General features: G+C 70.9%; 13 protein-coding genes. 10 read left to right on the forward strand and 3 right to left on the reverse strand.

The genetic code is table 11. From position 1 onward, the window contains the following. Positions 1 to 141: 141 nt before the first annotated feature. Positions 142 to 921, forward strand: a complete 780-nt coding sequence (locus tag FFK22_RS38985) for an enoyl-CoA hydratase-related protein (protein ID WP_138893270.1) — start codon at positions 142 to 144, stop codon at positions 919 to 921. Positions 922 to 924: 3 nt separating this feature from the next. On the opposite strand, the gene FFK22_RS38990 is transcribed toward FFK22_RS38985, so the two are convergent. Next, positions 925 to 2,232, reverse strand: a complete 1,308-nt coding sequence (locus FFK22_RS38990; RefSeq protein ID WP_221939201.1) for an MFS transporter — start codon at positions 2,230 to 2,232, stop codon at positions 925 to 927. A gap of 228 nt (positions 2,233 to 2,460) precedes the next feature. Between FFK22_RS38990 and phnC the strand changes: the two genes are divergently transcribed. The 6 genes from phnC to FFK22_RS39020 all read left to right on the forward strand — a co-directional run bounded on the left by phnC (position 2,461) and on the right by FFK22_RS39020 (position 8,363). Continuing rightward, positions 2,461 to 3,282, forward strand: coding sequence for a phosphonate ABC transporter ATP-binding protein (phnC, locus tag FFK22_RS38995; RefSeq protein WP_138893269.1), 822 nt, complete (start codon positions 2,461 to 2,463; stop codon positions 3,280 to 3,282). An 85-nt stretch (positions 3,283 to 3,367) separates the two neighbouring features. Next, positions 3,368 to 4,306: a phosphonate ABC transporter substrate-binding protein gene (phnD, locus tag FFK22_RS39000; protein ID WP_221939202.1), complete on the forward strand. Its 939-nt coding sequence runs from the start codon at positions 3,368 to 3,370 to the stop codon at positions 4,304 to 4,306. 130 nt (positions 4,307 to 4,436) lie between these two features. Further along, positions 4,437 to 5,336 (forward strand): phosphonate ABC transporter, permease protein PhnE, encoded by a 900-nt coding sequence (gene phnE, locus FFK22_RS39005; protein ID WP_138893268.1) that lies wholly within the window; start codon positions 4,437 to 4,439, stop codon positions 5,334 to 5,336. Beyond that, complete coding sequence (gene phnE, locus FFK22_RS39010) at positions 5,336 to 6,214, forward strand: phosphonate ABC transporter, permease protein PhnE (protein ID WP_138893267.1); 879 nt, start codon at positions 5,336 to 5,338, stop codon at positions 6,212 to 6,214. Before phnE (FFK22_RS39005) ends, phnE (FFK22_RS39010) begins: the two co-directional genes overlap by 1 nt. A 74-nt stretch (positions 6,215 to 6,288) precedes the next feature. Next, complete coding sequence (locus FFK22_RS39015) at positions 6,289 to 7,434, forward strand: DSD1 family PLP-dependent enzyme (protein ID WP_138893266.1); 1,146 nt, start codon at positions 6,289 to 6,291, stop codon at positions 7,432 to 7,434. Positions 7,435 to 7,439: 5 nt separating this feature from the next. Next, positions 7,440 to 8,363, forward strand: a complete 924-nt coding sequence (locus FFK22_RS39020; RefSeq protein ID WP_138893265.1) for an ornithine cyclodeaminase family protein — start codon at positions 7,440 to 7,442, stop codon at positions 8,361 to 8,363. 24 nt (positions 8,364 to 8,387) lie between these two features. Here FFK22_RS39020 and FFK22_RS39025 read toward each other — a convergent pair whose 3' ends face one another. Together FFK22_RS39025 and FFK22_RS39030 are read right to left on the reverse strand one after the other, a co-directional pair. Continuing rightward, positions 8,388 to 9,638 carry a DUF5666 domain-containing protein gene (locus FFK22_RS39025; RefSeq protein WP_138893264.1) on the reverse strand — a complete coding sequence of 417 codons (1,251 nt, stop codon included), beginning with the start codon at positions 9,636 to 9,638 and terminating at the stop codon, positions 8,388 to 8,390. Next, entirely contained in the window at positions 9,638 to 10,489 is an 852-nt protein-coding gene (locus FFK22_RS39030) for a DUF6502 family protein (protein WP_138893263.1), read from the reverse strand. Before FFK22_RS39030 ends, FFK22_RS39025 begins: the two co-directional genes overlap by 1 nt. Before the next feature lie 144 nt (positions 10,490 to 10,633). Here FFK22_RS39030 and FFK22_RS39035 point away from each other — a divergent pair, with 144 nt between their 5' ends. Genes FFK22_RS39035 through FFK22_RS39040 form a run of 3 tightly spaced genes read left to right on the forward strand, consistent with a single transcriptional unit; the run spans position 10,634 to position 11,197 of the window. Beyond that, positions 10,634 to 10,849 carry a hypothetical protein gene (locus tag FFK22_RS39035; RefSeq protein ID WP_138893262.1) on the forward strand — a complete coding sequence of 72 codons (216 nt, stop codon included), beginning with the start codon at positions 10,634 to 10,636 and terminating at the stop codon, positions 10,847 to 10,849. A gap of 10 nt (positions 10,850 to 10,859) precedes the next feature. After that, a complete protein-coding gene (locus tag FFK22_RS44615) occupies positions 10,860 to 10,982 on the forward strand; it encodes a hypothetical protein (protein WP_306770242.1) in 123 nt (40 codons plus the stop codon). Then, a complete protein-coding gene (locus FFK22_RS39040; protein ID WP_138893261.1) occupies positions 10,979 to 11,197 on the forward strand; it encodes a hypothetical protein in 219 nt (72 codons plus the stop codon). Before FFK22_RS44615 ends, FFK22_RS39040 begins: the two co-directional genes overlap by 4 nt. Positions 11,198 to 11,366 lie beyond the last annotated feature (169 nt).

Raw genomic sequence — 11,366 nt, forward strand, 5'->3', positions numbered from 1 at the left:
ACCGCGCGGCAACCGTCGCAATCTACCCGGGAATTATGGTGTCATGCCCGGGCTTGACCCGGCAATCCAGAGGGTCTCGACATCGTCTGAATGCCCGGGTCGAGCCCGGGCATGACAAAGTTGTGTTTGCCGAGGCCCCCGATGACTGACACCCCGATCCGATGGTTTCGCGACGACCGGCTGGCGCGGCTGCGGCTGCAGCGGCCGGCGCGGCACAATGCGATCAGTGCGGCGATGTGGCGGGCGCTGCCGGATCTGTGCCGCGAGATCGACGCCGACCCCGAGGTCGCGGCGGTGATCGTCGAGGGGGAGGGCGTCTTCTCGGCCGGGGCCGACATCACCGAATTCGGCACGGTCTTCGCCGATGCCGGCTCGACGGCCGCGTACAACGTCGCGGTCCGGGCCGGGCTGGCCGCGGTCGAAGGCCTGGACCGGCCGAGCATCGCCCTGGTCCGCGGCCTCTGCGTCGGCGGCGGCTGCGGCCTGGCGCTGGCCTGCGACCTGCGCTTCGCCGGCGACACGGCGCGGCTCGGCATCACCCCGGCCCGGCTGGGCCTGGCCTATGCCTTCGCCGACACGCGGCGGCTGGTCGCGACGGTCGGGCCCGCCCGGGCCAAGGACATGCTGTTCTCCGGCCGGCTGCTCGACGCCGCCGAGGCTTTGGCGATCGGGCTGGTCGACCGGGTGCTGCCGGACGATGCGGTCGAGTCGGCGGCGCTGGGCTATGCGCGCGGCCTGGCCGAGCGGGCGCCGCTCAGCCTGCGCGCGGCCAAGCGGATGATCGAGGCGATCATGGCCGGCGCCGACAGTGACACCGCCGAGACCGCGGCGCTGTCTGACGCCGCCTATCGCAGCGCCGATTTCCGCGAGGGGCAGGCCGCCTTCACCGAACGCCGCCCGCCGAGGTTCCGGGGACGCTGACCCTTATTCCGCCGGCCGCATCCGGCCCGAGGTCGGCGGCTTGTGGCGGCGCAGTGCGGCCTGGACCACGAAGGTCATCAGCGCGCCCGCTACCATGCAGGCGGCCAGGAACCACATCGGCGCCAGCTGGCTGCCGGTGACGTCGCCGATCCACGGCACCGCGTTCTGGGCGATGAAGCCGCCGAGATTGCCGACCGAGTTGATCGCGGCGATGCCGGCCGCCGCCGTCGCCCCGCTCAGGAAGCTCGGCGGCAGCGACCAGAACACCGGCTGCGGCGCGAAGATGCCTGCGGCGGCGACGCAGAGCAGCGCGAACTTCAGGCCGTTGCCCGGCACCACCACGCTCAGCGCCAGGCACGCGGCGGCGATCAGCGCCGGGATCACGATGTGCCAGGTCTGGTCGCCGGTGCGGGCGGCGTTGCGCGGCACCCACCACAGCGCCAGGGCGACGCAGGCCCAGGGGATGACGTTGAGCAGGCCGTTGGTCGTGTTCGACACGCCGAAGCCCTTCACCACGGTCGGCAGCCAGTAGCTCAGCCCATAGGCGCCGAGCGGGAAGGCGACATAAAACAGCGCCAGCAGTTGCACCCGGCGGTCGAGCAGCGCCGCGAACGGGCTGCCGTGCTGCTGCTTGCCCTGGGCGGCGTTCTCGCGCTCCAGCACGTCGTGCAGCCACTTCTTCTCGCCGGCATCGAGGAAGGTCGCCGTCTCCGGCCGGTCCGGCAGGAAGAAATAGGTGACTACGCCCATGATCACGGCCGGGATGCCGGTGGCGATGAACACCCACTCCCAGCCCTTCAGGCCCATCATGCCGTCGAGGTCCAGCAGCGCACCGCCGACAGTGGACCCGACCGCGTTGGCCAGCGCGCTCCAGGCCATGAACAGCCCGACCATGCGGCCGCGATACATCTGCGGGAACCACAGCGTCAGCGCGAACAGCACGCCCGGGAAGAACCCGGCCTCGGCCGCGCCCAGCAGGAAGCGCAGGATGTAGAACATCGTCACGTTCTGGGTGAAGGCCAGCGCGATGGTGACCAGGCCCCAGGAGAAGATGATCCGGGCCAGCCAGCGCCGGGCGCCGACCCGGGCCAGGATCACGTTCGACGGCACCTCGAACAGGAAGTAGCCGATGAAGAACAGGGAGGCGCCGAGACCGTAGGCGGCCTCGCTGAGGCCGAGGTCGCCGACCATCTGCAGCTTGGCGTAGCTGACATTCTGGCGGTCGATATAGGCGATCAGATACAGCAGGCCGAGGAACGGCATCAGCCGCCAGGTGATCTTGGCGATCGTCTGCGGGCGGGACTCGGGCAACGCGTTCTACTCCCTCAAATCGTATGATGATTTGCTGCCTTGGCGCGCAAAGAAGCCGCTTTGAGGGAGAACGTCAACCCGGGCGATGCCGTGCCGCGGCCTCCGGGGCGTTCATCGAAACGACATCTGGCGATCACGCGACTGTAACGGGGCTCTGTTAGGCCGTTCACGCCGAACGGCCATGACGTCCCGTCATGCGCCGCCCCCGACCCGACCGGAGCGTGCCTCATGGCCGAACTCGTGATCGAAGGCCTGACCAAGAGCTTCCGCACCGTCAACGCGGTCGATGACGTCAGCCTGTCGATCGCCCCCGGCCAGATGGTTGGCGTGATCGGCCGCTCCGGCGCCGGCAAGTCGACCATGCTGCGCCTGGTCAACCGCCTGGCCGACCCGACCGGCGGCCGCATCCTGTTCGACGGCGTCGACGTCACCCGGCTTGAGGGCAAGGCCCTGCGCGACTGGCGCGCCCGCTGCGCCATGATCTTCCAGCAGTTCAACCTGGTCACCCGGCTCGACGTGCTGACCAATGTGCTGCTCGGCCGCATCTCCCAACACTGGACGCTGCCGTCGCTGTTCAAGCAGTTCGGCGAGCGCGAGCGGGCCTTCGCCATCCAGGCGCTCGACCGGCTCGACATGGCCCATGCCGCGCTGCAGCGCGCCGACACCCTGTCCGGCGGCCAGCAGCAGCGCGTCGCCATCGCCCGTGCCCTGCTGCAGGAGCCCGAGGTGCTGCTGGCGGACGAGCCGATCGCCTCGCTCGACCCGCGCAACGCCAAGATCGTGATGGACGCGCTGCGCGCCATCAACCGCGAGGACGGCATCACCGTCCTGGTCAACCTGCACACGCTCGACACCGCCCGGCACTACTGCGACCGGGTGGTCGGCATGGCCAAGGGCCGCGTCGTCTTCGACGGCGCGCCGGAGGCCCTGACCATGGAGGTGGTCGAGCGGATCTACGGTGTCGACGGCATGCGCGAGGCGCTCGACGAGCGCATCACCTCGACCGCGATCGAGCCCCGGACCGGTGACCGCGAGCTGGTCCCGGCCTGAGAGACCGTTGGTCTCGGAGCTCCAACCGACGGCGGCCGGCACACGCCGGACGACCGAACCAAGTGACAGCAAAAGGGGTAGACCCATGTTCATGCGGCGCACCATCCTCGCGGCGGCCACGGCTGCCGTCGCCCTTGCCGGCCTGGCCGGCACCGCCGTCGCGGCGGATCCGAGCTGGAAGAAGGACGTTCCCGTCATCCGCATCGGCATCCTCGGCGGCGAGAACGACGCCGACCGGCTGGCCCGCTATGACGGCTTCCAGAAGCTGCTCGAGACCACCTACAACGTGAAGGTCGAGCTGTATCCGGCCACCGACTATGCCGGCGTCATGCAGGGCATGGCCGCGGGCCAGCTCGATCTCGCCGAATTCGGCGCCTCGGGCTATGCCGGGCTGTGGCTGGACTGCAAGTGCGTCGAGCCGCTGGTGGTGCCGAAGGAAGACGACGGGTCGACCGGCTACTACTCGGTGCTGTTCGTCAAGTCCGACAGCCCGTACAAGAAGCTCGAGGACCTCAAGGGCAAGTCGCTGGCCTTCGCCGACCCGAACTCGACCTCGGGCTACCTGATCCCGAACTTCCAGCTCAAGGACCAGGGCTACGACCCGGCCGCCTTCTTCGGCTCGACCGCCTTCTCCGGCGGGCACGAGCAGGGCGTGGTCGCGGTGATGAAGGGCCAGTACGACGCCGGCGTGACCTGGATCTCCGGCCAGGGCGACCCGGCCCAGGGCTACAGCCGCGGCGCCCTGCGCAGCATGGTCGACAAGAAGATGCTCGACATGAAGGACCTGCGCATCGTCTGGCAGTCGACCCTGATCCCGAACGGCCCCTGGGCCACCCGCACCGCCCTGCCGGAGGCGTTCCGCAGGGACATGCTCGACTTCCTGTCGAAGCTGCCGACCGAGCATCCGGACATCTACGAGGCAGTCGAGAAGGGCGCCGGCTCCGGCTACGCCCCGGTCAAGCACGACTTCTTCGACGGCATCATCAAGATGCGCGAGACCGAGGCGACGCAGCGGCGCAGCTGATCAGGCTCCGGCCTGAACCCTCAACCGTCATTGCGAGGAGCGAAGCGACGAAGCAATCCATGCTTCCGCGCTTGCGGCCCTGGATTGCTTCGCCGCGCTCGCAATGACGGTGTGGGGCTGGAAAGTTGAGATGACCACCTTGTCCGAACACCGTCCCTCCGACCCGGTCGCGGCCTTCGAGGCCGGGCGGCGGGCGCTCGTCCGCCAGCGGCGCCAGGCGACGCTGATCGGCCTCGTCCTGTTCCTGGCCGCCGTGTTCGCCGGCGGATATATCGGCGAGTTCTTCCCGTCCAAGCTGGCCGCCGGCCTGCCGCGGATCGGCGAATACCTCGGCCGCACCCTGCCGACGCTGCACTGGGCCGAGCTGCTGTCCGACAGCAAGACCCAGGGCTCGGTCGCCTACTGGTACTACCGCGCCGGCAGCTACCTGGTGCTGCTGTGGCAGACCGCGCAGATGGCGATCCTCGGCACCGTGCTGGGCGCCGCCGCGGCGCTGCTGCTCAGCTTCCCGGCCTCGCGCAACCTGGTGCGCAGCCACTGGATCTACCATCTCAGCCGCCGCTTCCTCGAGATCTGCCGCAGCGTGCCGGACATCGTCTACGCGCTGTGCTTCGTCTGGGCCTATGGCGTCGGGCCGCTGGCCGGCATCCTGGCCATGGCGGTGCACACCACCGGCGCGCTCGGCAAGCTGTTCTCGGAGGTCAACGAAGCGGTCGACGACAAGCCGCTCGAGGGCATCCGCGCCGCCGGCGGCACCTGGGTCCAGATCATGCGCTTCGGCGTGCTGCCGCAGGTGCTGCCGAACTTCCTGTCCTACGGGCTGCTGCGGCTCGAGATCAACATCCGCTCGGCCTCGGTGCTGGGCTTCGTCGGCGCCGGCGGCATCGGCCAGGAGCTCTACTACATCGTCAGCTTCAACTATTACGAGGAGCTGAGCGCGCTGGTGCTGATGATCGTCGCGGCGGTGACGCTGATCGACCTCGGCTCGGAGCGGCTGCGCTCGGCCTTCCTGCCGCGGGAGGCGCATTGATGGGCACCCGGTTCGCCCGCATCCGGCCGATCGATGTCGACCATGCCCGCGCCGCGCTGCCGCGCGCCTTCGGCCGGCCGCTGGGCGAGCGTGCGGTCCGCGCCGCCCTGCTGCTGCTGGCCGCGGGCTATCTCGGCTACCTGCTCTGGACCTTCAATTTCTCGCCGGCCCGGCTGTACGAAGGGCTGGTCAGCCCGAACGGCCTGCTCGTCATCGCCGGGCAGATGGTCGCCTGGCAGGGCCTGGCCGACTGGCAATACGCCGAGATCTTCACCGCGCTGGGCCAGACCGTCGCCATGGCCTTCATCGGCACGCTGCTGGCCTCGGTGATCGCGATCCCGCTCGGCTTCCTCGGCGCCCGCAACATCATGCCGCTCGGCTTCCTGCGCTTCGGCTTCCGCCGGCTGTTCGACGGGCTGCGCGGCGTCGACCAGCTGATCTGGGCGCTGGTGTTCGTGCGCGCGGTCGGGCTCGGGCCCCTGGCCGGCATCCTCGCCATCTGCGTCTCCGACATCGGCTCGCTGTCCAAGCTGTATGCCGAGGCGATCGAGACGGCGGAGAAGAAGCAGATCGAGGGCGTGCGCTCGACCGGCGCCTCGACCCTGGCGGTGCTGCGCTTCGGCGTGCTGCCGCAGGCGATCCCGCTGTTCCTGTCGCAGGCGCTGTACTTCTTCGAATCCAACACCCGCTCGGCCACCATCCTCGGCATCGTCGGCGCCGGCGGCATCGGGCTGCAGATCTCCGAGCGCATCAAGATCCTGGCCTGGGACCAGGTCGCCTTCATCCTGATCCTGGTGCTGGCCGTGGTCGCGCTGATCGACACCCTGTCGAAATGGCTGCGGCTGAAGTTGATCGGGCGCGAGGCGGCGCGGGGCTGATATCCGGGCCTGTGCAATAGATCCTGAATGCCGGGCCGGCTAAGGTCCGCATCGAGATCACTGACAGGCCTGCGATGACCGCCGCCCAAACCCTCGGTTCCCTGCCCACCCCCTGCCTGGTCCTCGACGAGGGGCGCATGCTGCGGAACGTCTCCCGGCTGCGCCGCCATCTCGACGGGCTCGGCGTTCCGCTGCGGCCGCATCTGAAGACTGTGAAGTCCGTGGAGGCCGCCCGGCGCGTGCTGTCCGGCGGCCACGGCCCGGCCACCGTCTCGACCCTGAAGGAGGCGGAGGTCTTCGCGGCGGCGGGCGTCCGGGACATCCTCTACGCCGTCGGCATCGCGCCGCAGAAGCTGCCCCGCGTGCTCGCCCTGCGGGCCGCGGGCTGCGACCTGTCGGTCGTGCTGGACTCGCCGGAACAGGCCATGGCCGTGGCGGAGGCTTCGCGCTGGGCCGGGGACGCCATCCCGGCGCTGATCGAGATCGATTCGGACGGCCACCGCTCCGGCCTGCAGCCTAATGATCCCGCCCTGGTCGCGATCGGCCGGATCCTGCAGGGGCAGGGCGCCGCCCTGCGGGGCGTCGTCACCCATGCCGGCGAAAGCTATGGCGCGGTGGGAGCCGAGGCCCTGGCCGCCTTCGCCGAACGCGAGCGGTCCGCGGCCGTGGCCGCCGCGGAGGCGCTGCGGGCCGCCGGTCTGCCCTGCCCGGTGGTCAGCGTCGGCTCGACGCCCACCGCCCATTTCGCCCGCGACCTGTCCGGCGTCACCGAGATGCGCGCCGGCGTCTTCGTCTTCTTCGACCTGGTGATGGCCGGCATCGGCGTCTGCACGCTCGACGACATCGCGCTTTCGGTGCTGGCCACGGTGATCGGGCACCAGAGGGAGCGCGGCTGGATCATGGTGGATGCCGGCTGGATGGCGCTGTCGCGGGATCGCGGCACCGCGAGCCAGGCGGTGGACCAGGGCTATGGCCTGGTCTGCGACATCGAGGGCCGTGTCCTGGACGACCTCGTCGTCGCGTCGGCAAACCAGGAGCACGGCATCGTCGCGCTGCGGCCCGGCAGCAAGGCCGCGCTACCGGACCTGCCGCTGGGCACCCGGCTCCGCATCCTGCCCAATCACGCCTGCGCCACGGGCGCGCAGTTCGCCGGCTACGAGGTGCTGCCGGCCGACCCCGCCGCGCCGCTGGCGCATTGGCCCCGTTTCAACGGCTGGTGAGAACAATGCTGTTCATTTCCGAAAGTGAATCCGCGGCGCTGGTGACGCACGAGCTGGCGTTCGTCGCCGCGCGCGAGGCGCTGATCGCCGCCTGCGAGCCGGCCACCGAATCCTTCCCGGTCGTGCTCGGCCACGGCTCCTCGACCGCCAACCGCTTCACGGTCAAGGCCGCCGCCACCTCCGAGGTGGCCGGGCTGAAGGTCGGCTCCTACTGGCCCGGCAACCGCGATCGCGGCCTGGAGCGGCACAATTCGCTGATCCTGCTGTTCGACCAGGAGACCGGGCAGATCGGCACGGCGATCGAGGCCGGCATCGTCAACGCTTACCGCACAGCCGCCGCCGATGCCGTCGCGGCCGACGCCCTGGCCCGCCCGGACGCCGCCACCCTCGCGGTCTTCGGGGCGGGCCACCAGGCCCACTACGAATGCGCCGCGCTGGCCCGGGTGCGTCCGCTTCGCCGCGTGCTGGTCGTCGGCCGCAGCGCCGAGCGCGCCGGGGCCCTGGCGGCCGCGCTGCGGGGGCAGGGGCTGGATGCCGAGCCGGCTGGGGCCGAGGAGGCCTGCGCTGCGGCCGACATCATCGTCACCGCGACGCCGGCGCGGGCGCCGCTGTTCGAGGCCGACTGGGTGCGGCCGGGAACCCATGTCGCCAGCATGGGGTCCGATGCGCGCGGCAAGCAGGAGCTGCCGCCGGCCCTGTTCGACCGCGCGGCGCTGTTCTGCGATCTTCCGGAACAGTCCCGCAGCATCGGCGAGTTCCAGCACGCCGGCCGCGACGCCGTCCTGACGCCGCTGGGCGAGGTGCTGTCGGGCCGGCATCCCGGCCGGGGCTCGGACGAGGCGATCACGATCTTCGACAGCTCCGGCCTGTCGCTGCAGGATCTCACCATCGCCCGTCACCTGCTGGCGAAGCGCGCCGCCTCGGCCTGAAGCACGGCATCGCCGCGACCGGCTTCAGCCGAAGGGCTGTCGGCCGCGGCGGTCGTGCCCGAACATCCCGCAGGACCCGCCGAAGCCGCCACGGCACCCGTCGAAGCTGCCCTCCATCGGGTCCAGCCGCCGTCCGCCCCAGTCCGGCCCGCCGCGGCCCGGGCCGGCATTTCCCGGCGCCGGGTCGAACCCGCCCGGATTCCGCGCATCCTGCGGGCCGCGCGGCCCGCCGGCATCGCCCCCGGGACCGGGCGCCCCGCCAGGGCCGAGGCCGCCCGGCCGGTCGATGCCGAACCCGCGCGGCGCCTCCGGCACCATCCCGGTCCGGCCGATGGTGCTGCGCAGGCCGACCGCCTCCAGCCCGCCGTCCGGCTGCCTCTGGAACTCGACGATCGTGCGCTGCGGCTGGGCGCCGAGCGCGCCGAACGTCCCGGCGACGGGCGCGCTCAGGCCGCGGCCCCAGCGCAGGCCGCCCGGTCCGGCGCTGGCATAGGATTCGATCACCAGCCGGCTGACCGACCGGCCGAACCAGCCGGCCGGATCCGCCGCCAGCGCGTCCCGCGACACCGAGTCGGGCACCAGCTCCCCATCCGCATAGCGGCCGGAGACCATCACCGCCTGGCCGATGTCCAGGCGCGATCCCGGCCGCAGCGCCAGCGTGCCGATGCGCGGCGCCCCGGCGGTGCCGGTCAGCATCCCGTGCACGGTGACGCGGCCAGGCTCGCGCCGGTCGATGCGGGTGGCGACGATACCGCCATCCGGGCCTGCCAGGCCGCTCACCGCCACCCAGTCGCCGATCTTGGGCGTGGTGGCGTCACCCCAGACCTGGCCGGCGAGGGTGACGCGCTGCCCGGCGACGCGCAGCACGCTACCGTTCGACTCCACCGCCTCGACCGGGCCGGAGACCTCGTGGCGGATGGCGATGCTGCGGGCGTCGAGCCGAGAGCCGCTGCCCGCAGCGGTGACCACTGCAACCTGGCCGACCTTGAGGGCCTCGCCGCCACGGGCGTCTTGCCCGTCGATCCGCACCGGCGTCGCCGGGTCGAACTCGACCTCGATGCCGTTCACCCAGATGCTGCCGAAGCCGGTGATGACGCCGACGATACCGGTGCCGCCCATGCCGCGGTCCTCGACCGGGCCGGAGGTGATGCCGGTGCCACCGATGCCGCGGTCGGCGACCGGCTGCGTCGTCACCGGCGCAGCCGGACGGTCACCGGTCCCGCTGGAGGAGCAGGCGGCCAGCAGGGCGAGCGCCAGGAATCGCATGCGGCCCATCACGGCCCCGTCTCCTCGTCGATCGAATCATCGTCGACATACACGTAGACACCCAGGTTGATCCGCCGCAGCGGCGTGCCGGTGCCTGCCGCCTTGTCGTCGGCCTCGGCCATCGCCAGGGCGATGCGATTGACATCGGTCAGCAACTGCTGCGCGGCGTCCCGGGCCGTCGCCTCCAGCTGCGCCACCGTCTCCGGCCGCAGCCGGTCGTAATGCATGCTGCGGTCGAAGAACGGCGCCGGCCCTTCGGTCGCCACATTGGCGGCCGCGGCGGCGATGTGGTCGTGCAGGTTGCGGGCGAAGTAGAACAACTGCTCCTCCCCGCCCGGCCGCGGGATGAAGGCGGCCCGGCTTAGCTGCACGCGGCCCTCCGGGTCCAGCGACACGATCTCCTGGCCGATCCAGTCGTCCAGCACCGAGCGGGCTCGGACGTCCTTGGTGACCGATTCGACCAGCCCCTCGAACGAAGCCTCGCCGGCGGTGCGGGCCGTGCGTGGCAGGGGCAGGGGCCCGTCGGCATCCGCATAGGGCGGTGCGCCCAGCCAGCGGGCGATGATCTGGCTGCCCAACGTCACCACCGCCGGGATGCCGTCCGCGGCGGGCGGCTCCGTCCGCAGCCGGCGGATCTCCTTCCGGTGCACGCCGGTCAAGAGGCTGATGCGGCTGTCGGTCTGCGCCTTCGGATCGGGCAGCAGGTCGCGCGCGGCGACATCGACATACAGGCCGCGCAGCAGGTCGGCCAGGATCGGAAAGGTCACGCCGCTGCGGATCAGCAGCCGCACCAGCGGCCGCAGCAGGCGCGCCAGCGGCTTGAGCAGGGCCTGGGGAGGAAGGGGGTGGGAGGGCGGCATTCTCGGGCGTGATGCATCGATTCAGTCGGACTGTAGCACGGCATGGGTGTGGGAAAAATACCCACAAATGAGCGAATTCATTTGACGCGGGCAAAAATCCCACAGATTTTCCGTGGGACAAATTCCCACAAACTAGGAGCGAGCATGCGAGCGCTGGAGCCGACCATCACCCGAGAGGCCTTGCCGCCCGTCACGCCGGAAGGCAGTCCGCACGGCGCGGCAGGCCGGGACGTGATCCGCCGGATCGCGGTCACCGCAGTCGCGATCGCCGCGATGACCGGCGTCGGGCTGATGCTCATGGACCTCGCCATCGACAAGCTGTCGAGCCTGTCCTTCCTCCGGCTGTCAGGCCTGTTCTGAGGAGCGACCGATGTTGCAGCCGATCCTGCTGATGCTGCCGTGGATCGAGATGGTTCTGCGGTCGCGCGTCCCGCTCCGCCGCGGGCCGCCACTGCGGTCGCCGGCCGCGACTCCGGCGGAGCGCCGGCCATGATGGAGGGCCTGATCGTCTGGGCCGCCCTCGGCCCGGTCCTGGCGTTCGTCGGGGGAATGGTCGTCGTCGCCTGGTGCGATGACGAAGAGGACAACGATCTCCCGCTGTTGGATTATCTCCACCGGACCGATGGAAGCAGCCGATCCGCCGGACGCTCCTCGGGTCGTCCGGCGCGATCCTGCCTGCAGTGCGGACGGTGGGAGGAAAGGCCATGACCATCGCCCTCATCCTCTGGGCGGTCATCGGTCCCTCGGTGGGGATGGTGGTGGGCGCGGCCTTCGCGTCTCGGCATCCCGACGAAGAGCGAAAGCCGCAGGCCGAAGTCACCGGCCGCTCCCCGGACAGCGCCTTGCCCCTGGCGCCGGCCGCTGCCGGCCGCCTCGG

It is taken from the genome of Mycobacterium sp. KBS0706, assembly GCF_005938675.2.
Taxonomy (GTDB): domain Bacteria; phylum Pseudomonadota; class Alphaproteobacteria; order DSM-16000; family Inquilinaceae; genus Inquilinus.